Below are 22,225 nucleotides of genomic sequence, written 5' to 3'. Positions count from 1 at the left end.
TGGCCCCAGCACACCCGCTCAGTCGTCGAGGCCCCGGGCGACGAGGGCCTCGCCCAGGGCATCCGCCGCGTACAGCGACCGGACGACGACGGGAACGGCCAGCGCCATGACGGAGCCGCGCGTGCCTCGAGCGCGGCGTGCCTCGAGCACCTCGGTCACGATCTCGGTCACCAGCGGGATGCAGCGGATGGTGAGGGCCACCAGCAGGCCGATTCGGTCGGCGTCGACCCAGCGCCCGAACGGCCGCAGCAGGCGGTGGAAGGCCTCGAGCACGGCCGTCACGGTCGTGGTGAGGGTGAACAGCGCGGCGAGGGCGACTGCCACGATGAGTCGCCCGGCCATCAGGGCCGCGACGAGCCATCCGGACAGCAGCCCCTGAATCGGAACGACGAGCACGAGCATCCAGAGGATCGGCGCGATCTGCGCCACCGCGGCGCGCGGCGGAATGCGCGCGATGACGAAGAGCGAGAGAACGACGAGCGCAGCGATGGCGAGCTGCCAGGGCTCCGCCAGCACGCCGACGACCACCACGCCGACCGAGAGCAGGAGCAGCTTCAGCAGGGTGGGCGCCCGGTGGATGACCGACCGGCCGGGGGAGTACAGGCCGATCACGCGAGGCCGATCATGCCAGCAGCGCGCGGTACGAGTCGAGGGAGTCCTCGGGCACTCCGTCGGCGACCACTTCGCCGTGCTCGATGACGATCACCCGGTCGAAGCCCTCGATCAGCGCGAACTGATGGGTGACCACGATGACCTGCTGGCTCATCGAGTGCAGCAGCTCGCCGATGCGGCGGGCATTGCGGGCGTCGAGCAGGGTCGTCGGCTCATCCGCGACGAGCACCTGCGGTTCCGCGACGAGCACGGCGGCCAGGGCGAGGAGCTGCTTCTGTCCACCGGAGAGCAGGTGAGCAGGATGGTCTGCGTGTTCCGCGAGCCCGAAGCGGTGCAACGCGGCCGTGGTGCGCTCGGCGATCTCCGCGGCGCTCAGGCCGCGGCGCCGAAGCGTGAAGGCGATGTCCTCCTGCACGGTCGGCATGACGATCTGGTTGTCGGGATTGGTGAAGATGAAACCGACCAGGCGGCGCACGTCGCGAGCCTTCTTCGCCACGTCGAGCCCGTCCACGGTCACGGTGCCGCTGCTCGGTGCGACGAGGCCGTTGATCATGCGCACCAGCGTGGACTTGCCGGAGCCGTTGGCGCCGACGATCCCGATGCGGTGCTCGGTGAGGCTCAGGTCGATGCCCCGCAGCACCTGCCTCTCGCCGAACGAGTGTGAGACCCGGTCGAAGGTGATTGCGCTCATCGAGACCCCTGGCCCGCGTTCTCTGCGTTGGCCGGCTTTGCGTTGGCGGGCTCAGCGCTGACCGCGACCGGCGCCGCGCTGGACGCGGACCGCCGGCCGAGCGGGGCGATGAGTCCGGGGTAGGCCCGGTGCACCTGGCGGGCAACGAGCACGGTCACGACGACCTTCAGCAGGTCGCCGGGCAGGAACTTCGCGCTGTCGAACAACGCGACCCAGAGGGGCAGGCCCAGGTTGATCGCGGTCACCGGAACTCCGATGAGATAGACGGCGACGATGCCGCCGAGCGCGGTCGCTCCGACGGCGGGCCAGAACGGATACCTCGGCAGCAGGCGCGCAGTGAGGTAGCCGATCACGACCGCGGCGAGCAGCCAGCCGTACAGGTAGCCGGTCGAGGGGGAGATGGTGAACCAGAGCAGCCCGCCGCGACCGCCGGACAGCAGGGGAAGGCCCGCCGCGGCCAGGGCGAGGAACAATGCCACCGCGAAGAAGCCCTTGCGCGCACCGAGGATGGCACCGGCGAGCATGACGCCGAGGGTCTGGAAGGTGATCGGAACCGCGACGGCACCGATAGACAGCGCACCGGGAAGACCGAGGGCTGCGATCAGGGCGGCGAAGATGGCGATGTGTGCGAGGTCGCGTGCGGCGAGTGTCCGATTTGTCATATTCCCCAATTTAGAATTCGTGCGACACGCCGGGGAAAAGGGAACCTACAACAAAATCGCGGAAAGTCTATAAGCTGCCCTCCACGGACAGCAAATTCACAGCCGGCCGCACCGCCGCATCCAGAATGTGGGTGCCGACAGAAGGGTATCGATTATGAGTTTTCTCGGCTTTCTCCTCCTCGGCCTAATCGCAGGCGCCATAGCGAAGGCACTCCTGCCCGGCACACAGGGCGGCGGCTGGGTCATCACCCTGGTCCTCGGCGTGGTTGGGGCGCTCCTCGGCGGCTGGCTTGCCAGCCTGCTCTTCGGTGTCGAAATGGGCGAGTTCTTCGACTGGCGGACCTGGATCATCGCGATTCTCGGTTCCATCGTCGTGCTGCTCATCTACGGGCTTTTCACCCGCAGCCGGAAGGCCTGATCCCGCACTCCAACGCTCCACAGGGAAGGGGGCTCCGCTTCGGCGGGGCTCCCTTTTCCTGTGCCTGATGCCCGGCGCCATCCGGACAGCTACGGTGGGCGTATGACGCAGCCCATCGCGACTCTCCTCATCCTCGGCGCAAGCGGAGACCTCACTTCCCGGCTCCTCTTGCCGGCGCTGGGGCAGCTCCTGACCGAGCAGCACGTACGTCGGTTGCGCCTGGTCGGTGCGGGCAGCGACGACCTCACGCCTGCCGAGTGGCGGGCGATCGTCGTGAAGTCCTTCGCCGCCGCCGAGGCGTCCGGCGCCTGCGTCGACCACCTCGTGGCCACGACGGTGTACCGACGGGCCGATGTGACCCGGCCCGAGGAGATGCAGGGGCTGCTCGCCCTGTGCGAGGGGGCGCCGGCCGTCTACTTCGCGCTGCCGCCGGCCGTGACCGGGCTGGTCTGCGATGCGCTTGCTGAGCTGGAACTTCCCGGCGGCACCCAGCTCGCCCTGGAGAAGCCGTTCGGTTTCGACGAGGACAGTGCGGTGCGGCTCAACGCGAGCCTTGCCAGGCTCGTTCCGGAAGAGTGTATCCACCGCATCGACCATTTTCTGGGCCGGTCGACGGTGTTCAACCTGCTCGGCTTCCGGTTCGCGAACCGCATCTTCGAACCGCTGTGGAACAACGACCACATCGAGCGTGTCGACATCGTCTATGACGAGCAGCTCGGACTCGAGGGACGAGCGGGATACTACGACCGGGCCGGGGCTTTGGTGGACATGATCCAGAGCCACCTCCTGCAGGTGCTCGCCGTGCTGGCCATGGAGCCGCCGTCGACGCTGGAGGCCGCAGACCTGCGAGACGCAAAGGGGATCGTGCTGCGCGCCACGCGGGTGCGCGGCGGAAGCCCGCGTCGGTCGAGCCGCCGAGCCCGCTACGGCGCGGGCGTCGTCGCCGCGCGACCCGTGCCGGCCTACGTCGATGAGCCGGGCGTCGACCCCGCCAACGACACCGAGACGCTCGCCGAGGTCACCTTCGAGATCAACAACTGGCGGTGGGCCGGAGTGCCCTTCACGCTCCGGTCGGGCAAGGCCCTCTCCGCGCGGCGCCGCGAGATCGTCGTCACCTTCAAGCCCGTTCCGCACCTGCCGGTGGGACTGACCGGACACGAAGAGCCGACGGTCCTGCGCATCTTCCTCGGGCCCGACGAGCTGTCACTGGAACTCAATCTCAACGGCCCGGGAGACCCGCACGTGCTCGAACGGGTCAGCCTCGGCGCGGTCTTCGGCCCGGGCCAGCTGCTGGCCTATGGGGAGGTGCTCGAAGGTGTGCTCGATTCCGATCCGGCGCTCTCCGTGCGCGGCGACGTCGCGGAGCAATGCTGGCGAATCGTGGCGCCCGTGCTCGCGGCCTGGCGCGCGGGAAAGCCGGCGCTCGAAGACTACGCGGCGGGCACAACCGGTCCGTCGGGCTGGAGCGCCCTGGGCTAGTCGTCGTTACGCGACGAGGCGGGCCGGCTCGCTGCTTCGGACCGAGCGGGTCGGGAGCAGCACGGGAACCGCAGCCGCGCGTGCGGGTTCGGCCCACACGGAGATCGGGGCGGGTGTCCACGACAGGGCGGTCGGCTCGGCGGTGCGTTCGCCGCGAAGCTCGGCCTTCTGGCTGCTCAGGATGCCGGTCAGCGTCGTAGCGATCTGCGTCGCCTTGAGTCCGTGGAAGATGACGTCGGTGTCGTCGACGCTGCGGGAAACGAGGGTCCACTGGCCTTGTTCGCCGATGAGTTCGGTGAGCTTGCTATGCAGCAGGTCGAAGATCTGCTCGTCACTGAGTTCAGGCGCGGGCACCTGAATGACGGGTGCGACGCGACGTCGGCGACCAAACATCGGGACCCCTTTCGAGCGGTACGACTGTAGTGGTTCAATTCTCGCTGACGAGCCCCGGTTCCCCCTGCCGGACACGCCGGGAGATCGGCCCGCTCAGGCCTTGATCTTGCGAGCCCTGGCGTCTTCGACGACGGCGTCGATGGCGGCGACGGCGCTGAGCGCCCAGCCCAGCCACACCAGCGCGAGTCGCCAATCGCGCGGGCGGTTCCTGGTGGCCTGGAGGGTGCTCCACCCGCCGAGGATGACGCCGATCATGGGACCGTTGAAAATGTACTTGCGCATGGGGCCTCCGTTTCGTCTGGGTCCTAGGCTACTCGGGCGCGGCGCGGCGTGGATGGCCGGCCCGGCGGCCTCCCGGTCGGCATCGCTCTTCCCGGCCCCGGAATGGGCTCGGCTGGTAAACTCCAGATTTTGCAGCACACTTCGACAACCACGCGCGCAGCGGAACGGACACTCCCATTTCAACTCCCGCCGAACCCCGACAGTCCGCCGAGCCCCAGGGCGCTTACCCCCTGGTCGTCGTGTCGAACCGCCTGCCGGTGGACCACGAGGTGAATCCCGACGGGTCCGACGCCTGGCGCACCTCGCCGGGAGGGCTGGTGACCGCGCTGGAGCCCCTGATGCAGGCGTCGGATGGCGCCTGGGTCGGCTGGCCCGGGGTCGCCGATCGGAGTTTCGACCCGTTCGAGAAAAACGGGATCTCGATCATCCCGGTTCGGCTGAGCGCCCTCGAGCTGGAGCAGTTCTACGAGGGCTTCTCCAACGACACGCTCTGGCCGCTGTACCACGACGTGATCGCCCCGCCGAGCTACCACCGGGAATGGTGGGACTCCTACGTAGCGGTGAATCGGCGATTCGCCGAACGGGCGGCCTCGGCCGCTGCGCCGGGCGCCACGGTCTGGGTGCACGACTATCAGCTCCAGCTCGTGCCGCGGATGCTGCGCGAGGCGCGCCCCGACCTGCTGATCGGGTTCTTCAATCACATCCCGTTCCCGCCGTACGGAATCTACGCCCAGCTGCCGTGGCGCAAACAGATCCTCGACGGCCTTCTCGGCGCCGATCTGATCGGCTTCCAAAGGGTCGCGGACGCCGGCAACTTCTCGGCCGCCGTGCGACGACTGTTCGGATACACGACGCGCGGGGTGGCCATCGACGTCCCCGACGCCGCAGGTTCGCGCCACGTGATCGCGAAGCACTTCCCGATTTCGATCGACGCGGCCAGCTACGAGGCGCTGGCCAGACGCCCGGATATCCAGGAGCGAGCCCGGCAGATCCGTGCGGACCTCGGCAACCCCGGGACGATCATGCTCGGCGTCGACCGGCTCGATTACACCAAGGGCATCGGGCACCGCATCAAGGCCTTCGGGGAACTGCTCGAAGACGGCAGCCTGAGCGTTGAGGATGTCACGCTGGTGCAGGTCGCGAGCCCCTCCCGGGAACGGGTCGGCACATACATTGCCCTGCGCGACGAGATCGAGCTCGCCGTCGGGCGCCTGAACGGCGATTACTCCACCATCAGCCACACGGCCATCAGCTACCACCACCACGCGTACCCGCGGGAAGAGATGGTCGCCCTCTACCTGGCCGCCGACGTCATGCTCGTGACCGCACTGCGTGACGGGATGAACCTCGTCGCCAAGGAGTACGTGGCCGTGCGCTTCGACGGCGACGGGGTGCTCGTGCTGAGCGAATTCGCCGGAGCCGCCGACGAACTCAAACAGGCGATCCTGATCAACCCCCATGACATCGACGGTGTGAAGGCCGCCATCCTCCGCGCCATCGCCATGCCCCGCACCGAGCGCACACGCCGGATGCGCGCGCTGCGGCGCAAAGTCTTTGACAACGATGTCGCCGCCTGGTCGGCATCCTTCCTCCGAACCCTGACCGAAGGAGCCGTTGTGCGCGCCGGAGTACCCGACAAGCTCGCCGAAGCCCTGCGTGAGATCAGCGGAGCGGAGACGCTTCTGGTGGCCCTCGACTTCGACGGCACTCTGGCGCCGCACGTCGACCGGCCGGAAGAGGCGCGCGCGGTGGAAGGCACCCGGGAGGCCGTGCAGCGCCTGCTCGACCTTCCCGGCGTTCGCGTCGCGTTCGTTTCCGGCCGCGCCCTGGTGAGCCTGCAGCACGTCGCGCAGCCCCAAAGTGACGTGCTGCTGACGGGGTCGCACGGCATCGAGGTGCAACTGGACACCCCGGAGATCGAGCTGGACCTGGTCGCCGCCGAACTCGAGCAGCTCGACGCGCTCGCCGGCGTGCTCGACCGGATCGCCGGGTCGACCTCCGGCACCTGGATCGAGCGCAAACCGGCCGGCCTGGCGCTGCACACCCGGCTCGCGACGCCGCAGGACGGCCTGGCCGCCCAGCGCCAGGCGCGCGAGCAAACAGAGCAGCTTCTACCGGGACTTACCATCCGGGAGGGCAAGAACGTGCTCGAGTTCTCCGTCCGCGCGAGTACAAAGGGAGAAGCCCTGGCCCGCCTTCGGGATCACACGGGCGCCGACCGGGTGCTCTACGCGGGCGACGACGTGACCGATGAGGACGCGTTCGCGGTGCTTCGCGAGGGCGACATCGGCCTCAAGATCGGGCCAGGGGTGTCGCTGGCCGGCTACCGCGTTCGCGGCCCGGGCGAGGTCACCGAGGTGCTTCGGCTTCTCGCCGATTTCCGGTCGGCCGCCTCCGATTCGGCCACCTGATCACACGAGGCGTCACACGAACAGTGACCCTTGTTCCGACGTTCTAGACTCGGAGCATGCCTGAGAACGATCTGAAACCACGCAGCCGTGCCGTCACCGACGGGATCGAAGCCACCACGTCGCGCGGCATGCTGCGCGCCGTGGGGATGGGGGACGCCGACTGGGACAAGCCCCAGATCGGAATTGCCAGCTCGTGGAACGAGATCACGCCGTGCAACCTGTCCCTCGACCGCCTGGCCCAGGCGTCGAAGGAAGGCGTGCACTCCGGTGGGGGCTACCCGCTCCAGTTCGGCACGATTTCCGTCTCCGACGGCATCTCGATGGGCCATGAGGGCATGCACTTCTCGCTCGTCTCCCGCGAGGTCATCGCCGACTCCGTCGAGGTCGTCATGCAGGCCGAGCGCCTCGACGGTTCGGTGCTGCTGGCCGGCTGCGACAAGTCGCTGCCCGGGATGCTGATGGCCGCCGCGCGCCTGGACCTGGCCTCCGTCTTCCTCTACGCCGGGTCGATCGCCCCCGGCTGGGTCAAGCTCTCGGACGGAACCGAAAAAGACATCACCATCATCGACTCCTTCGAGGCCGTCGGCGCGGTGAAGGCCGGACGGATGAGCGTCGAGGACGCGAAGCGGATCGAATGTGCCTTCGCCCCCGGCGAGGGGGCCTGTGGCGGCATGTACACGGCCAACACAATGGCGAGCGTCGCCGAGGCCCTCGGGATGAGCCTCCCCGGCTCCGCGTCGCCGGCGTCGGCCGACCGCCGCCGTGACTACTACGCGCACCGCTCCGGCGAGGCCGTCGTCAACCTGCTGCGCCTCGGGATCACGGCCAGGGACATCCTGACCAAGAAGGCCTTCGAGAACGCGATCGCCGTCGCCATGGCCTTCGGGGGATCCACCAACGTCGTGCTGCACCTGCTGGCCATTGCCAGCGAGGCCGAGGTCGAGCTCACCCTCGACGACTTCAACCGCATTGGCGACAAGGTTCCGCACATTGGCGACCTCAAGCCCTTCGGCAAGTACGTCATGAACGACGTCGACCGTCACGGCGGGGTGCCGGCGGTCATGCGCGCGCTCCTCGAGGCCGGATTGATCCACGGCGACGCCCTCACCGTCACCGGCAAGACCGTCGCCGAGAACCTGGCCGAGATCGACCCGCCCGCCCTCGACGGCGAGGTTCTGCGCACCCTCGACAACCCGATCCACGCCAGCGGCGGCATCACCGTGCTCACGGGCACGATGGCCCCCGAGGGCGCGGTCGTGAAGACCGCCGGTTTCGACTCCGACATCTTCGAAGGTCCGGCGCGTGTGTTCGAGCGAGAGCGCGGCGCGATGGACGCCCTGACCGAGGGTCGCATCGAAAAGGGCGACGTCGTGATCATCCGCTATGAGGGCCCGAAGGGCGGTCCCGGCATGCGCGAGATGCTCTCGATCACCGCCGCCATCAAGGGCGCCGGGCTCGGTGCCGATGTACTACTATTGACTGACGGTCGATTCTCAGGCGGCACAACCGGACTGTGTATCGGCCACATAGCACCCGAAGCGGTGGACGCAGGTCCCATCGCCTTCGTGCGCGATGGTGATCTCATACGGGTCGATATCGCAGCTCGCACGCTTGACCTACTGGTCGACCCTGATGAGCTGGCCACCCGCCGCATCGGCTGGGCTCCGCTTCCTCCGCGCTACACCCGTGGCGTCCTGGCTAAGTACACGAAGCTCGTGCAATCCGCGGCTCTCGGCGCGGTTACCGGCTAGGCCTTCTGCTCACCGCACGTATCTGAAGTAGGGATTCAACTTTCCATGACCACGGAACCTTCGCCCGTGCCATCGCCCACACCGCGCGCCTCCGCGTCCCCCGACACGTCAGGTGCGCACGGTTCAGCGCCGGAAGTCCTCACGGGTTCCGGGGCGATCATCCGCACCCTCGCGCTCCTCGGGGTCACCGATGTCTTCGGCATCCCCGGCGGCGCCGTCATCCCGCTCTACGACGAGCTGATGACCCAGGACGTCATCCGCCACATCCTCGTGCGACACGAGCAGGGCGCCGGCCACGCGGCCGAGGGCTACGCCGCGGCGACCGGCCGCGTCGGCGTGGCCATCGCCACCTCCGGACCGGGGGCGACCAACCTGGTCACGGCGATCGCGGATGCCTACATGGACTCCGTGCCCATCCTCTGCATCACCGGCCAGGTGTTCTCGACCTCGATGGGCACCGACGCGTTCCAGGAGGCCGACATCGTCGGCATCACGATGCCGATCACGAAGCACTCCTTCCTGGTCCGCCGTGCGGAAGACATCCCGGCGGCCATCGCGGCGGCGTATCACATCGCCTCCACCGGCCGGCCCGGCCCGGTGCTCGTGGACATCACCAAGGACGCGCAGCAGAACCTGGCACCGTTCATCTGGCCGCCCAAGCTCGACCTGCCCGGCTACCGGCCGATCACCAAGGCGCACGGCAAGCAGGTGCAGGCCGCGGCGCAACTCTTCGTCGAAGCGAAGAAGCCCGTGCTCTACGTCGGCGGCGGCGTCATCCGCGCCCACGCGTCGGCCGAGCTGCTGAAACTGGCCGAACTGACCGGGGCCCCCGTGGTCACCACGCTGATGGCGCGCGGCGCCTTCCCCGACTCGCACGAGCAGCACGTCGGGATGCCCGGCATGCACGGCACGGTGCCGGCCGTCCTCGCGCTGCAGGAAAGCGACCTGATCGTGTCGCTCGGCGCCCGGTTCGACGACCGCGTCACCGGCAAGGTGTCCGAGTTCGCCCCGAACGCGAAGATCGTGCACGTGGATGTCGACCCAGCGGAGATCTCGAAGATCCGCACGGCCGACGTGCCGATAGTCGGCGATGCCAAGGACGTCATCGCCGACCTCACGGTGGCGTATGCGGCGGCCGCGGCCGAGACCACGCCGGACATCAGCGTCTGGTGGTCGTACCTGAACGGCCTGCGTGAGGAGTACCCGCTGGGCTTCTCCGAGCCCTCCGACGGCCTCCTCGCCCCCCAGTACGTGATCAAGCGGATCGGCGAGCTGACCGGGCCGGAAGGCACCTACGCGGCCGGCGTCGGCCAGCACCAGATGTGGGCGGCCCAGTACATCAAGTACGAGCGCCCCAACTCCTGGCTGAACTCCGGCGGCGCCGGCACCATGGGCTACTCGGTTCCCGCCGCGATGGGCGCCAAGGTCGCCGAGCCCGACCGCGTGGTCTGGGCCATCGACGGCGACGGATGCTTCCAGATGACCAACCAGGAGCTCGCCACCTGCACGATCAACAACATCCCGATCAAGGTGGCGATCATCAACAACTCGTCCCTCGGCATGGTGCGCCAGTGGCAGTCGCTGTTCTACGACGGACGGCACTCCTTCACCGACCTGAACACGGGCCATGGCACCGCGATGGTGCCCGACTTCGTGAAGCTGGCCGAAGCCTACGGTGCCCTCGCCATCCGGGTCACGAGCGCCGACCAGGTCGACGACGCGATCAAGCTCGCGCTGGCGACCAATGACCGGCCCGTCGTGATCGACTTCATCGTCAGCCGCGACGCGATGGTCTGGCCGATGGTGCCGCAGGGCGTCAGCAACAGTTACGTCCAGTACGCCAAAGACCACGCACCGACCTGGGAAGAGGAGTAACCATGAGCACCCACGTTCTCAGCCTCCTCGTTGAAAACAAGCCGGGCCTGCTGACCCGCGTCGCCGGCCTGTTCGCCCGGCGCGGCTTCAACATCGAGAGCCTGGCCGTCGGCCACAGCGAAATCGAGGGCCTGTCCCGGATCACGATCCTCGTCGACGTCGAAGACGTGCCGCTCGAGCAGGTGACGAAGCAGCTGAACAAGCTGATCAACGTCATCAAGATCGTCGAACTCGAACCGTCGCAATCGGTGCAGCGCGAACACCTCCTGATCAAGGTTCGCGCCGACAACGCCACCCGGTCCCAGGTGCTCGAGGCCGTCACGCTCTTCCGCGCCCGCGTCGTCGACGTCTCGACGGATGCGCTCGTGATCGAGGTCACCGGGGACTCCGGCAAGACCCAGGCCTTCCTGCGCGTGCTCGAACCTTACGGAATCAAGGAGATCGCCCAGTCGGGCCTGCTCGCCATCGGGCGCGGCTCCAAATCGATCACCGACCGCGTTTTCAAGAACTAACCCTTTTCCACAACCAACAAGGAGAAACCCATTGGCTGAGATTTATTACGACAAAGACGCCGACCTGTCGATCATCCAGGGCAAGAAGGTGGCCGTCATCGGCTACGGCTCGCAGGGGCACGCCCACGCGCAGAACCTGCGCGACTCGGGTGTCGAGGTTGTCGTCGGCCTCAAGGAAGGCTCGAAGTCCAGGGCCAAGGCCGAGGAAGCGGGCTTCACCGTGCTGAGCGCCGCCGAGGCATCCGCCTGGGCCGACGTGATCGTGATCCTCGCGCCCGACCAGGTGCAGCGCCACCTCTTCGCCGACGACGTGGAACCGAACCTCGCCCAGGGCAAGACCCTCGTCTTCGGCCACGGCTTCAACATCCGCTTCGGCTACATCACCGCCCCCGAGGGTGTGGATGTCGTCATGGTCGCTCCGAAGGGTCCCGGCCACACCGTGCGCCGCGAGTACGAGGCCGGCCGCGGCGTTCCCGTCATCGTCGCCGTCGAGAAGGATGCCTCAGGCAGCGCCTGGCCGCTCACCCTCAGCTACGCCAAGGCCATCGGCGGGCTGCGTGCCGCGGGCATCAAGACCACGTTCACCGAAGAGACCGAAACCGACCTGTTCGGCGAGCAGGCCGTGCTCTGCGGCGGCGCGTCGCAGCTGATCCAGTACGGCTTCGAGGTTCTGACCGAGGCCGGCTACCAGCCGCAGGTCGCCTACTTCGAGGTGCTGCATGAGCTCAAGCTCATCGTCGACCTGATGTGGGAGGGCGGCATCGCCAAGCAGCGGTGGAGCGTCTCTGACACGGCCGAGTACGGTGACTACGTCTCCGGCCCGCGCGTGATCGACCCGCACGTCAAGGAGAACATGAAGGCCGTTCTGGCCGACATCCAGAACGGCGCCTTCGCCGCCCGTTTCATCGCCGACCAGGACGCCGGCGCGCCGGAGTTCCTGGCGCTGCGCAAGAAGGGCGAAGAGCACCCGATCGAGGCCACCGGCCGCGAGCTGCGCAAGCTGTTCGCCTGGAACGCCTCCGCCGACGACGACTACGTCGACGGCGAAGCCGCGCGCTGAGTATCGCCAGGTGATTGTTCGCGGCAGGGCCGGTCGGTTTCGACCGGCCCTGCCGCCGGATGCGGCGCGGCGTTTCGCCACTGCGGCGATGTTCGGCGTCGTCGTGTACGTGCTCGTGGACGTCGTGCTCCAATGCCTGCCGCCGCACTACAGCGTGGTCAGTGACGCCGAGAGCAACCTCGCGGTCGGTCCCTTCGGCTGGATCATGAACCTCAACTTCCTCGGCCGGGCCGGGTTGACGCTCTGCGCGGCCGCGGCCATCGGCCTCGTCGGCCCCCCGACGAGGCTCCGGGGAGCCGGGCTGGTGCTGCTGATCGTCGCCGGCGCGTGCTCGGCGGCGCTGGCGTTCCTTCCCACGGACATCAATCCAGCGGGGGAGTTCGGCCTGCGGGCCTCCACCCTTGCCGGCACCCTGCACCTCATCGTGGCGTCGCTCGGCTTCTTCGCCGCACTCGCAGCCTTCGCGCTCCTGACCGGCTGGCTCCGGGCCACACCCGAGCTCCGTCGCATCTACCCGGCCGCCCTGGCCCTCGTCGCCGTCGCGGCGGCCGGGCTGCTCGGCGTCGGCCTGTCCGACCGGTTCGAACCGACCCTGCTCGGGCTCGCAGAACGGGTCTGCCTGGCCGGGATCCTCGGCTGGGCCTTCGTCGTCTGTGCGGCCATTCGCCGCACGATGACGGATCCGGGCCCGGCCGGCGCGGATCAGGGTTCGGCCAACGCCAGCCAGGTCGAGACGAGCGTGTCGGGCGACAGCGACATGGAGTCGATCCCCTCGGCCGCGAGCCAGCGGGCGAAGTCCGGGTAGTCGCTTGGCCCCTGGCCGCAGATGCCCACATACTTGCCGGCGCGCTTACCCGCGGCGATAGCCAGGGAGATGAGCTTCAGCACCGCCGGGTCGCGCTCGTCGAATGCCTCGGCCACCAGCGCGGAGTCCCGGTCGAGTCCGAGCGTCAGCTGGGTGAGGTCGTTCGAGCCGATCGAGAACCCGTCAAAGTGCTCGAGGAACTCGTCGGCCAGGACGGCGTTCGAGGGGACCTCGCACATCATCACGACCTCCAAACCGTTGCGCCCGCGCTCCAGCCCGTTCTCGGCGAGAATGCGGATCACACCCTCCGCTTCGGCGATCGTCCGGACGAAGGGAATCATGAGTTTGAGGTTGGTCAAGCCCATCGTGTCCCGCACGAACAGGGCGGCCTGGCACTCGAGGTCGAAGCATTCCCGGAAGGCGTCGGACACGTACCGGGATGCACCCCGGTAGCCGATCATCGGGTTCTCCTCGTCGGGTTCGAACGCCGGGCCGCCGAGCAGATTGGCGTATTCGTTGGACTTGAAATCGGAGAACCTGACGATGACGGGCTCGGGGGCGAAGGCGGCGGCGATGGTCGCGATGCCCTCGGCGAGGCGCTTCACGTAGAAGGCGGTCGCGCCGCCGTAGGCATCCGTTCTCTGGTGGATTTCCGCGACGACCTCATCCGTCAGCCCGGCGGTGTCGCCCGACTCGACCGCGATCAGCGCGGCGGGGTGGATGCCGATGCGGGTGCTGATGATGAACTCGAGCCGGGCCAGGCCGACGCCGTGGTGGGGCAGCGACGCGAGGGAGAAGGCCTGGTCGGGGGAGCCGACGTTGAGCATCAGGCGGGGCCCGATGGGCGGGAGCTCGTTGATGCTGACCTCATCAACGGTGAAGTCGACCAGCCCGTCGAGGACGCGGCCGGTCTCTCCCTCGGCGCAGGTGACGGTGACCGGCTGCCCGTCATACAGGGCCGTCGTGCCGGAGGCGGTGCCCACGATGGCCGGAATCCCGAGCTCGCGGGCGATGATCGCCGCGTGGCAGGTGCGGCCGCCGCGGTTCGTGACAATGGCGCTGGCCTTCTTGATGACCGGTTCCCAGTCCGGGTCCGTCATGTCCGTGACGAGAACATCACCCGGCTGCAGCCGCCCCATCTCCGCCGTGGACGCGAGGATCCGGGCGATCCCGCTGCCGATCTTGCGGCCCACGGCCCGGCCGGAGAGCAGCTCCGGGGCCGTCCCGGTGAGGCGGTACTGGCGGAGGACCCCAGCCGTGCCGGCCCGGGACTCCACGGTCTCCGGCCGGGCCTGGAGGATGTAGAGACGGCCGTCGATGCCGCTCTTGCCCCACTCGATGTCCATCGCCCGGCCGTAGTGGTTTTCAATCGTCACGGCCATCCGGGCGAGCTCGTGCACGTCGTCGTCGGTGATGCTGAACCGGCGCTGGTCGACGACCGGCACCGGCTCGAAGCGCGTGGTCGCCTGTGCCCCGTCGGCGTAGACCATCCGTTGCTCCTTGGTGCCGAGCTCGTGGCTGAGGATCGCGTACTTGTCCGCGGCCAGGGAGCTCTTGTATACCCGGAATTCATCCGGGTTGACCGCACCCTGCACGATCGCTTCGCCGAGCCCGTAGACGGAGTTGATCAACACGAGGTCCTTGAAGCCGGACTCGGTGTCGATCGTGAACAGCACCCCGGATGCGCCGATGTCGGAGCGAACCATCACCTGCACCCCCACCGACAGCGCGATGCCGAGGGTCGGCACGTTGTGGTGTGCCCGGTAGGCGATCGCCCGGTCGGTGAACAGCGACGCGAAGACCTCGGGCAGGCGGCGCAGCACCTCGTCGATTCCCTGCACATTGAGCAGAGTCTCCTGCTGGCCGGCAAAGGATGCCTCGGGCAGGTCCTCCGCGGTGGCGCTGGAGCGCATGGCCACGCTCAGGCCCGCCGGGTTGCAGCTCTCCAGCTGGCCGTAGGCCTCCCGCACCTCGGCCTCGAGGGGAGGCGGGAGTGTGCCGGCGATGATCGCGGCGCGGATGGAGGCGCCGGCGGTCTGCAGCGCCGCGAGGTTGTTCGTGTCGAGGCCCTGCAGCGCCCGGTCGACGTGCTTGTCGACGCCGTTCTCGAGCAGGAACTCGCGGAAGGCGTCCGATGTGGTGGCGAAACCCATCGGCACGGTGACCCCGAGGGAGGACAGATGCGAGATCATCTCCCCGAGCGATGCGTTCTTGCCGCCCAGGGCACCCAAATCGGCCAGCGACGCGTCGCCCAGCCAGAGAACTCGTTGCATCCGTTTGCTCCGCTCATCCGTTCACGAACAGGGGTCTCTCGTCGCACGGTACACCCAAAGAATCCCGGCGCGGGGGCATGGACGGTGGACGAATCCTGGGGGAACAGCGGGTGAACGACCCCTCGAATGCGCGGCCGCGTGAATATGCCCCCCCAGACTGGGGGTATGAGTCCTTTCAATCGACGAGATCTTCTCCGCTCCGCAGGCGTCATGGCTTTTGCCGGTGCCGCCGCGACGACAGCCGGCGCGACAGCCGGCGCGCTGCCGGCCCAGGCGGCCGGCGCCGTGGTGCCCGGTTTCCTGCACGGCGTAGCCTCCGGCGACCCGCTGCCCGACGGAATCCTGCTCTGGACGCGGGTGACCCCCTCCGCGGACGCCGTGCCGGGATCGGGGGTCGGCGCGGACGTGGCCGTGAAGTGGGAGGTGGCAGAGGACTCCGGTTTCCACCGGGTCGCGGCGCGCGGTTCCGTCACCACGGGCGCCGCACGGGACCACACCGTCAAGGTGGCGGCCCACGGGCTGCGACCGGGCACGACCTACTGGTACCGATTCATCGTGGCCGGAGTGACGTCGGCAACCGGTCGCACACGCACGGCGCCCGCGGCCGGAACGGCCGTTCAACGACTGCGGATGGGGGTCGTGTCGTGCGCCAACTGGCAGGCCGGCTACTTCAGCGCGTACCGCCACCTCGCGGACCGGGGCGACCTGGACGTGGTGCTGCACCTGGGTGACTACCTCTACGAGTACGGCCCCGGCGAGTACCAGGCCCGGGACGTCGTGGTCCGGCCGCACGACCCGGCGGTCGAAATGACCACGCTGTCCCACTACCGGCGCCGTCACGCGCAGTACAAGACCGACCTCGAGCTGCAGGCGTTGCATGCGGCGGTTCCGTTCGTCGTCACCTGGGACGATCACGAGTCCGCCAACGACGCCTGGTCCGGGGGAGCCGAGAACCACACGGAAGGCGTGGAGGGGTCCTGGGCGTCGCGCCAGGCGGCATCCCAGCAGGCCTACGCCGAGTGGATGCCGGTGCGATACGAACCGGGCGGCCACCTCTACCGCCGCTTCAGTTACGGCGCTCTGGCCAGCATTTCCATGCTGGACCTGCGCAGTTACCGCAGCCAGCAGGCGTCGAACATGGTCGATCCCGCGATTGGCGACCCGGCACGCACCCTGACCGGTGCGGCGCAGATGGACTGGCTGCTGGACGGTTTCTCCGGGGCCGAGACGCAATGGAAACTCATCGGCAACCCCGTCATGATCGCCCCCGTCCGCTTCCCGTCAACGCTGAGCGCGCAGGAAGTCGGCGCCGTTTCGCAGCTGCTCGGGTCGACCACGATCGACGGCGTCCCGTACAACGTGGACCAGTGGGATGGCTACACGGCGGACCGCAGCCGGGTGATCAGCCACCTGCGCGACAACGCCATCACGGATGCCGTCTTCCTCACCGGGGACATCCACTCCAGCTGGGCCTGCGACGTGCCGGCGGACCCGCTGACGTACCCGTCGAACGGCGCGTCCGTGGCCGCGGAACTCGTCTGCACCTCAGTGACCAGCGACAACCTGGACGACATCCTCGGGACCCAGCCGCGCACGGCATCCGTCGCCGTCGAGGAGGCCTTCAAGGCCGCGAACCCGCACGTCAAGTACCTGGACTTCGACTCGCACGGATTCTCGGTCCTGGAGGTGACGCCGGGCGCCCTGCGGATGGACTGGTACGTGCTCTCTGACCGCACGAGCAGGGCGGCGACCAGCACCCTGTCCGCGTCGTGGCAGGTTGCCGCCGGCACCCAGGCCGTGAGCCGCGTCCTGTGAACGCCGCGCCGTCCGGATTCCCGGACTCCGACCGCCGCCGGTTCCTCAGACTGGCCGCGGCAGGCGGGGCCTCCGTCATTCTCTCCATCGCCGCGGGGACCGCCGGCCAGGCATCCGCGCTGCCGACCCGCGTGACGGCGCCGGCGTCGCGAACGCGGGTGTACGTGCTGGTCGTCGACGGTTGCCGCCCCGATGAGATCACCTCGGCCCTCACCCCCCGCCTGGCGGCGCTGCGCACCGCCGGGACCGACTTCCCCGCCGCCCGTTCCCTGCCCGTCATGGAGACCATCCCCAACCACGTGATGATGATGACCGGGGTCCGACCGATTCGCTCCGGGGTTCCGGCCAACTCGATCTACGACCGCGCAGAGTCCGTCGTGCGCGATCTGGACCGGCCCGCCGACCTTCGCTTTCCGACGTTGCTCGACCGGCTCAGGGATGAGGGCTTCTCGACGGGATCGGTGCTCAGCAAGCGCTACCTCTTCGGTATCTTCGGCGAGCGCGCCACCTACCGCTGGGAGCCCTCCCCGCTTCTCCCGGTGACGGGGCACGCGCCCGACAACTTCACGATGGACGCGCTGATCGCCATGGTCGACGGGGTGGACCCCGATTTCGTGTTCACGAACCTCGGCGATGTCGACCGAGTGGGGCATTCGGATGTCTCCGGCACGACCCTGCAGGCCGCCCGGACCACGGCCCTCCGCGACACGGACAACCAGGTCGGGCGATTCGTGGATCATCTCGTCGCGGCGGGCACCTGGGAGAGCAGCGTGCTCATCGTGCTCGCGGACCATTCCATGGATTGGTCCATCCCGTCGAACGTCATCTCCGTGGATCAGATCCTCGCCGGACGTCCCGACCTGCGCGATCGGGTCGCCATCGCCCAAAACGGCGGGGCCGACCTGCTGTATTGGACGGGGCCCGCTGGTGCTCGGGATGCCGGGGTGGCCGAGATTCGCGGTCTCGTGGCCGCGCACCCGGGAGTGCTGTCGATTTCGAACCCCGCCGACCTGCGCCTCGGCCCGGAGGCGGGCGACCTGGTCGCGTTCTGCCGGACGGGCTGGCGCTTCTCCGATCCCTGGGTCGCGTCCAACCCGATTCCGGGCAACCACGGGCATCCGGCCACCGAACCGATCCCCTTCTTCATCGCCGGTGGCAGCCCTCGGGTTCTCGCAGGGTCGTCTTCCCAGCCCGCCCGCACGATAGATGTGGCGCCCACGGTGGGGGCGCTGTTCGGGCTGCCCGCGCCGAAAGGCGGCTACGACGGGACGGCGCGGATCGACGCTTTCGGGGCCTGACCGTCCGGGACGTGGTCCTTGCGAGTGTGTTTCACCCTGCCGATAATGGACGAAGCGGATGATCCGGGCCGCGCTCACCAGCCGGCGCGGCCAGCCGCACACACACGCAAGTATCGGCAAATCGATATCGGCACATCAGTATCGGCAAATCTGTAGGTGAGACACATGGGTGATCCGAAGACCATGGCCTCGGCTGCTGTCGACGGCCTGCGGGGACAGGTCGCCGGAAGCGTGCTGCTGGCCGAAGACCCCGGGTACGACGAGGCCAGGCGCGTCTGGAACGGGATGATCGATCGACGGCCCGCGGCGGTGGTTCGGGCGGCCTCCCCGGCCGACATTGCTCCGACCGTGCGGTACGCGAGGGAGCATGCGCTGCCCCTCGCGGTGCGGGGAGGCGGGCACAACGTCGCCGGCAACGGAACCGTCGAGGGCGGCATCGTGCTCGACCTGGGCGGGCTGAAGGCCGTGCAGGTCGACGAGGAACGAGGCACCGTGCGGGCCCAGGCCGGGGCGACGCTCGGTGACATCGACCGGGCGACCGGGCCGCACAACCTCGCCGTGCCGGTCGGGGTGGTCTCGGGAACCGGCGTGGCCGGCCTGACGCTGGGCGGGGGAGTCGGCTGGCTGACCCGGGCCCACGGCCTGACGATCGATAACCTCCTCTCGGCCGAGCTGGTCACGGCGTCGGGCGAGGTCCTGCGAGCGAGCGCCGGGGAGAACCCGGAGTTGTTCTGGGGACTCCGGGGAGGCGGAGGCAATTTCGGCGTGGTGTCCTCATTCACCTTTCGCGCGCATCCGCTGCCCTCGAAGGTGTTCTCCGGCAACCTCGTCTACCGCCGGGACGGCTGGGCCGACGCTCTCCGGGTCTACGACACCTGGACGCGCGACCTGCCCGATGAGATGACTTCGATCGTCTCGTTCTTTGTTCCGCCGGAGACCTGGGAACTCGGCGGTGACCCGCACATGTTGCTGGGGTTCGTCTGGGCATCACCGGATGCAGAGGAGGGCGAGCGGATCGTCGACCGGCTGCGGACGGCCGCCCCGCCCGACACGGAAGTCGCCCCGCCCGCCCGCTGGGCCGAGTGGCAGTCGGCCGCGGACGAGATGTTCCCGAAGGGCGTCCGGGGGTACTGGAAGAACACCTCGTTCGACCGGTTGGATGACGACGTGATTGGGACGCTCGTGCGTCGGGGAACCGAACAAACCTGGCGGGGGACGGGCTTCGACATCCACCACCTGGGCGGCGCGTTCGGCCGCGTCCCCGAAGACGCCACGCCCTTCCCGAACCGCTCCGCGCGGTTCTGGCTCAATGTCTACGGCTACTGGCCGGATGCCGCGGACGACGCGCCGCACACCGCCTTCGTGCGTGGGATGGCCGCCGACATGGAGCCGTACTCGACGGGCGGGCAGTACGTGAACTTCCTCGGCGAGAAGCGCGGGCGGGATCCCGTGGCCCAGGCGCTCTCGGTCTACGGTCCGGAGAAACTGCAGCGCCTCGCGGCCCTGAAACGCGAGTTCGACCCGGAGAACATCTTCCGGCTCAACCACAACATCCCGCTGATCTAGGCGCACCGCCGCCGGATGTACTCGGCGACCGGCTCCGGAGCGAAACAGACTACGTGGCCGACGCCGTCGATGACGTCGGGTTCCTCGGGATCGGCCGACCCCGGGCGCCGCCGCACTCGGGTCAGCTCGCGGGCGATCTCGCCGAACACGGGATGCGACGCGCTTCCGAGCGCGAAGCGGATGTCGGCGGCCGATGTCGCCAGGGCCCGCAAGTCGACGGACTCGCCGGTGACCGGGAGGTCGCCCCTGATCAGGTTCTCGGCCAGCGCTTCGCCGCGTGCCGCGTACCATTCCAGGCCCGCCGGGGCGGCGAGCAGCCCGGACGGCCGGGCGCCGGGCTGCGTGACGCCGGGCTGCTTGTCGTCGGGCCGTTCGACCCGCGCGACGCCGGACACCAGCGCCATCGCCCCGGCCCAGTCGCCGGGATGCGCGGCGAGGTGCCGGTCCACCTGCGCGCCTACGCGGGAGGCCAGGGCCCGGCCGGATGCCGTCAGCTGGAAGTAGCCCGGCTCGAACACGGTGACGCGTCGCACCAGCTCGGGGTGTCGCAGGGCCAGCTGCAGGGCAACGATGCCGCCGGCGCTGGAGCCGAAGACGTCCGCGCGTGTTTCGGCGCCGAGTCCGAGGGTGCGGAGCAGCTCCGCGGCGTCCTCCGCATGCCGCGTGGAGTCGCAGGGCCAGCCATCGCGGCTGCTCCGCAGGGTGCCGCGCGGGTCATAGGTGACAACGGTGAACCCGGTCAGCCGTTCGGCGATGGGGCGGAACATCTCCGCGTCATCACTCGCCGCGCCGATGATCAGGATCGTCGGGCCGCTGCCGCGCACCTCCGTGTGGAGCCGGCATCCGTTCACGTCACGCAGACCTGCCCGCGGCGCCTCGGCACCGGGGAGGGCGAAGGGATTCCTGGTCTGATCCGCCATGCAGGGATCGTAGCCCCGCGGCGGCCGCCGGGAGTACGGTGGGCACAGGCGGGCGGATGCCCGGAGCGAAATCCACTGAACGAAGTCCACTTAAAGAAATCCACTGAGGGAGTCACTGTGAAGGCACTGGTTTATGGCGGTCCGGGCAAGAAGACCTGGCAGGACGTTCCGGACCCGGAGATCGTGCACGCCACCGACGCCATCGTGCGGGTCGATACGACCACGATCTGCGGCACGGACCTGCACATCCTCAAGGGCGATGTGCCGGCAGTGCAGGTCGGCCGGATCCTCGGCCATGAAGGCGTCGGAACGATCACGGCCGTGGGCTCATCGGTGAGCAGCCTCGCGGTGGGCGACCGGGTCATTATTTCCTGCATCAAGTCCTGCGGGCACTGTGCCAACTGCAAGTCGGAGCTGTATTCGCACTGCCTCGGCGACGAAGGCCAGTCGGGCATCGGCTGGGTCTTCGGGCACCTGATCGACGGCACCCAGGCCGAATTCGTGCGCGTGCCGTATGCGGAGAACTCCCTGCACAAGATGCCGGCGGGTGTGACCGATGACCAGGCGGTCATGCTCTCGGACATCCTGCCGACCGGGTTCGAGATCGGCGTGCAGTACGGCCGGGTCAAGCCCGGCGATGTGGTGGCCGTGATCGGGGCCGGTCCGGTCGGCCTGGCCGCGATCGCCACGGCCGGACTCTACGGCGCCGCGACCATCATCGCGCTCGACCTGGATCCGAACCGCCTCGAGCAGGCGAAGGGGTTCGGGGCGACGGACACGGTGCTCTCCAATGCGGCCGACTGGAAGGAACAGGTCTTCGCCCTGACCGACGGTGCCGGGGTCGATGTCGCCATCGAGGCCGTCGGCATCCCGCAGACCTTCACCATGGCCACCGACATCGTGCGCCCTGGCGGAAACGTGGCCAACGTCGGCGTGCACGGCAAGTCGGTCGAGCTGCACCTCGAGAACCTGTGGATCCAGAACATCAACATCAGCATGGGCCTGGTCAACGCCAACACGACGCCCATGCTGCTGAAGCTGGTGGCGCAGAAGAAGATCCCGGCCGAGAAGCTCGCGACGCACCATTTCAGCTTCGACCAGTTCCTCGAGGCCTACGACACGTTCTCCCGCGCGGCGGAAACGAAGGCGCTCAAGGTCGTGATCAGCCGGTAGTCTCCCCCGCGCTCGCTAACCTAGGGGTATGACTTCTCATCGGGATGACGATGCCCTCGGCTGGGCCGGCGACGACGATCCGACCCTCGCGTCCGGACCGGCCCGGGGGCAACACGCGCCCGAGGCCGGGCCGGATGCCGGGACGGGGGCAAAGGCCGAGCCCGAAACCGCGCCGGTAGCCGAGCCGGCGCCCGAGCCGGCGCCCGAGCCGGCGCCCGAGGCCGAGCCG

At 68.7% G+C, this 22,225-nt stretch carries 19 protein-coding genes and 1 pseudogene; 13 read left to right on the top strand and 7 right to left on the bottom strand.

Annotation, left to right across the window (positions count from 1 at the left end; genetic code table 11):
• Positions 1 to 18 precede the first annotated feature (18 nt).
• From E3T33_RS09950 to E3T33_RS09940, 3 genes are read right to left on the bottom strand one after another with little or no spacing between them, the layout of a single operon-like run.
• Positions 19 to 612 carry an energy-coupling factor transporter transmembrane protein EcfT gene (locus E3T33_RS09950; RefSeq protein WP_092324259.1) on the bottom strand — a complete coding sequence of 198 codons (594 nt, stop codon included), beginning with the start codon at positions 610 to 612 and terminating at the stop codon, positions 19 to 21.
• 10 nt (positions 613 to 622) lie between these two features.
• Complete coding sequence (locus E3T33_RS09945; RefSeq protein ID WP_092324258.1) at positions 623 to 1,303, bottom strand: ABC transporter ATP-binding protein; 681 nt, start codon at positions 1,301 to 1,303, stop codon at positions 623 to 625.
• Entirely contained in the window at positions 1,300 to 1,965 is a 666-nt protein-coding gene (locus tag E3T33_RS09940) for a biotin transporter BioY (protein WP_092324256.1), read from the bottom strand. Before E3T33_RS09940 ends, E3T33_RS09945 begins: the two co-directional genes overlap by 4 nt.
• A gap of 154 nt (positions 1,966 to 2,119) precedes the next feature.
• Between E3T33_RS09940 and E3T33_RS09935 the strand changes: the two genes are divergently transcribed.
• Positions 2,120 to 2,383, top strand: a complete 264-nt coding sequence (locus tag E3T33_RS09935; protein ID WP_092324255.1) for a GlsB/YeaQ/YmgE family stress response membrane protein — start codon at positions 2,120 to 2,122, stop codon at positions 2,381 to 2,383.
• A 102-nt stretch (positions 2,384 to 2,485) separates the two neighbouring features.
• Entirely contained in the window at positions 2,486 to 3,862 is a 1,377-nt protein-coding gene (locus E3T33_RS09930) for a glucose-6-phosphate dehydrogenase (protein ID WP_092324253.1), read from the top strand.
• 6 nt (positions 3,863 to 3,868) lie between these two features.
• Here the strand turns inward: E3T33_RS09930 and E3T33_RS09925 are convergent, their stop codons facing one another.
• Together E3T33_RS09925 and E3T33_RS09920 are read right to left on the bottom strand one after the other, a co-directional pair.
• Positions 3,869 to 4,255, bottom strand: a complete 387-nt coding sequence (locus tag E3T33_RS09925; protein WP_092324252.1) for a hypothetical protein — start codon at positions 4,253 to 4,255, stop codon at positions 3,869 to 3,871.
• A 93-nt stretch (positions 4,256 to 4,348) separates the two neighbouring features.
• A complete protein-coding gene (locus E3T33_RS09920) occupies positions 4,349 to 4,537 on the bottom strand; it encodes a hypothetical protein (RefSeq protein ID WP_092324250.1) in 189 nt (62 codons plus the stop codon).
• A gap of 230 nt (positions 4,538 to 4,767) precedes the next feature.
• On the opposite strand from E3T33_RS09920, the gene E3T33_RS09915 reads away from it, so the two are divergent.
• Genes E3T33_RS09915 through E3T33_RS09890 form a run of 6 tightly spaced genes read left to right on the top strand, consistent with a single transcriptional unit; the run spans position 4,768 to position 12,951 of the window.
• Positions 4,768 to 6,948, top strand: coding sequence for a bifunctional alpha,alpha-trehalose-phosphate synthase (UDP-forming)/trehalose-phosphatase (locus E3T33_RS09915; protein WP_241982903.1), 2,181 nt, complete (start codon positions 4,768 to 4,770; stop codon positions 6,946 to 6,948).
• A gap of 56 nt (positions 6,949 to 7,004) precedes the next feature.
• Positions 7,005 to 8,699, top strand: coding sequence for a dihydroxy-acid dehydratase (ilvD, locus tag E3T33_RS09910; RefSeq protein WP_092324247.1), 1,695 nt, complete (start codon positions 7,005 to 7,007; stop codon positions 8,697 to 8,699).
• A gap of 45 nt (positions 8,700 to 8,744) precedes the next feature.
• A complete protein-coding gene (locus E3T33_RS09905; RefSeq protein ID WP_092324246.1) occupies positions 8,745 to 10,574 on the top strand; it encodes an acetolactate synthase large subunit in 1,830 nt (609 codons plus the stop codon).
• A 2-nt stretch (positions 10,575 to 10,576) separates the two neighbouring features.
• Complete coding sequence (gene ilvN, locus E3T33_RS09900; protein WP_092324244.1) at positions 10,577 to 11,086, top strand: acetolactate synthase small subunit; 510 nt, start codon at positions 10,577 to 10,579, stop codon at positions 11,084 to 11,086.
• 31 nt (positions 11,087 to 11,117) lie between these two features.
• Positions 11,118 to 12,146 carry a ketol-acid reductoisomerase gene (ilvC, locus tag E3T33_RS09895; protein WP_092324242.1) on the top strand — a complete coding sequence of 343 codons (1,029 nt, stop codon included), beginning with the start codon at positions 11,118 to 11,120 and terminating at the stop codon, positions 12,144 to 12,146.
• A 10-nt stretch (positions 12,147 to 12,156) separates the two neighbouring features.
• Entirely contained in the window at positions 12,157 to 12,951 is a 795-nt protein-coding gene (locus E3T33_RS09890; RefSeq protein WP_134575234.1) for a DUF998 domain-containing protein, read from the top strand.
• Here the strand turns inward: E3T33_RS09890 and ppsA are convergent.
• Entirely contained in the window at positions 12,849 to 15,224 is a 2,376-nt protein-coding gene (gene ppsA, locus E3T33_RS09885; protein ID WP_092324239.1) for a phosphoenolpyruvate synthase, read from the bottom strand. The genes E3T33_RS09890 and ppsA overlap by 103 nt on opposite strands.
• Positions 15,225 to 15,434: 210 nt before the next feature.
• Here ppsA and E3T33_RS09880 point away from each other — a divergent pair, with 210 nt between their 5' ends.
• The 3 genes from E3T33_RS09880 (at position 15,435) to E3T33_RS09870 (ending at position 19,903) form a co-directional block, all read left to right on the top strand.
• On the top strand, positions 15,435 to 17,039 hold the full coding sequence (locus E3T33_RS09880) for an alkaline phosphatase D family protein (RefSeq protein WP_241982900.1): 1,605 nt from the start codon (positions 15,435 to 15,437) through the stop codon (positions 17,037 to 17,039).
• Positions 17,036 to 18,337 (top strand): alkaline phosphatase family protein, encoded by a 1,302-nt coding sequence (locus E3T33_RS09875; RefSeq protein WP_134575232.1) that lies wholly within the window; start codon positions 17,036 to 17,038, stop codon positions 18,335 to 18,337. The genes E3T33_RS09880 and E3T33_RS09875 overlap by 4 nt, the downstream gene beginning before the upstream one ends.
• Before the next feature lie 165 nt (positions 18,338 to 18,502).
• Complete coding sequence (locus E3T33_RS09870; RefSeq protein ID WP_134575231.1) at positions 18,503 to 19,903, top strand: FAD-binding oxidoreductase; 1,401 nt, start codon at positions 18,503 to 18,505, stop codon at positions 19,901 to 19,903.
• Here the strand turns inward: E3T33_RS09870 and E3T33_RS09865 are convergent.
• Positions 19,900 to 20,823: an alpha/beta hydrolase gene (locus tag E3T33_RS09865; RefSeq protein ID WP_092324233.1), complete on the bottom strand. Its 924-nt coding sequence runs from the start codon at positions 20,821 to 20,823 to the stop codon at positions 19,900 to 19,902. The genes E3T33_RS09870 and E3T33_RS09865 overlap by 4 nt on opposite strands.
• Positions 20,824 to 20,940: 117 nt before the next feature.
• Here E3T33_RS09865 and E3T33_RS09860 point away from each other — a divergent pair, with 117 nt between their 5' ends.
• Both E3T33_RS09860 and E3T33_RS15265 read left to right on the top strand, forming a co-directional pair.
• Entirely contained in the window at positions 20,941 to 21,996 is a 1,056-nt protein-coding gene (locus E3T33_RS09860) for a zinc-dependent alcohol dehydrogenase family protein (RefSeq protein WP_092324231.1), read from the top strand.
• A 28-nt stretch (positions 21,997 to 22,024) separates the two neighbouring features.
• Positions 22,025 to 22,225 (top strand): annotated as a pseudogene (locus E3T33_RS15265) (hypothetical protein); the annotation flags it as partial.

Source organism: Cryobacterium sp. TMT1-2-1 (genome assembly GCF_004403955.1).
In the GTDB taxonomy this organism is placed as follows: Bacteria; Actinomycetota; Actinomycetes; order Actinomycetales; family Microbacteriaceae; genus Cryobacterium; species Cryobacterium psychrotolerans.
The sequence above is the reverse complement of the archived record's forward strand: the minus strand, read 5'-3'. Positions and strand labels throughout refer to the sequence as shown.

What these genes read in the sequence shown, in the direction of transcription:
- E3T33_RS09920 (WP_092324250.1), bottom strand. Translation starts at nt 4,537, where the DNA reads ATGCGCAAGTACATTTTCAACGGTCCCATGATCGGCGTCATCCTCGGC.
- ilvD (WP_092324247.1), top strand. Translation starts at nt 7,005, where the DNA reads ATGCCTGAGAACGATCTGAAACCACGCAGCCGTGCCGTCACCGACGGG.
- E3T33_RS09940 (WP_092324256.1), bottom strand. Translation starts at nt 1,965, where the DNA reads ATGACAAATCGGACACTCGCCGCACGCGACCTCGCACACATCGCCATC.
- E3T33_RS09870 (WP_134575231.1), top strand. Translation starts at nt 18,503, where the DNA reads ATGGGTGATCCGAAGACCATGGCCTCGGCTGCTGTCGACGGCCTGCGG.
- E3T33_RS09865 (WP_092324233.1), bottom strand. Translation starts at nt 20,823, where the DNA reads ATGGCGGATCAGACCAGGAATCCCTTCGCCCTCCCCGGTGCCGAGGCG.
- ilvN (WP_092324244.1), top strand. Translation starts at nt 10,577, where the DNA reads ATGAGCACCCACGTTCTCAGCCTCCTCGTTGAAAACAAGCCGGGCCTG.
- E3T33_RS09925 (WP_092324252.1), bottom strand. Translation starts at nt 4,255, where the DNA reads ATGTTTGGTCGCCGACGTCGCGTCGCACCCGTCATTCAGGTGCCCGCG.
- E3T33_RS09905 (WP_092324246.1), top strand. Translation starts at nt 8,745, where the DNA reads ATGACCACGGAACCTTCGCCCGTGCCATCGCCCACACCGCGCGCCTCC.
- ppsA (WP_092324239.1), bottom strand. Translation starts at nt 15,224, where the DNA reads ATGCAACGAGTTCTCTGGCTGGGCGACGCGTCGCTGGCCGATTTGGGT.
- E3T33_RS09935 (WP_092324255.1), top strand. Translation starts at nt 2,120, where the DNA reads ATGAGTTTTCTCGGCTTTCTCCTCCTCGGCCTAATCGCAGGCGCCATA.
- E3T33_RS09930 (WP_092324253.1), top strand. Translation starts at nt 2,486, where the DNA reads ATGACGCAGCCCATCGCGACTCTCCTCATCCTCGGCGCAAGCGGAGAC.
- E3T33_RS09945 (WP_092324258.1), bottom strand. Translation starts at nt 1,303, where the DNA reads ATGAGCGCAATCACCTTCGACCGGGTCTCACACTCGTTCGGCGAGAGG.
- E3T33_RS09880 (WP_241982900.1), top strand. Translation starts at nt 15,435, where the DNA reads ATGGCTTTTGCCGGTGCCGCCGCGACGACAGCCGGCGCGACAGCCGGC.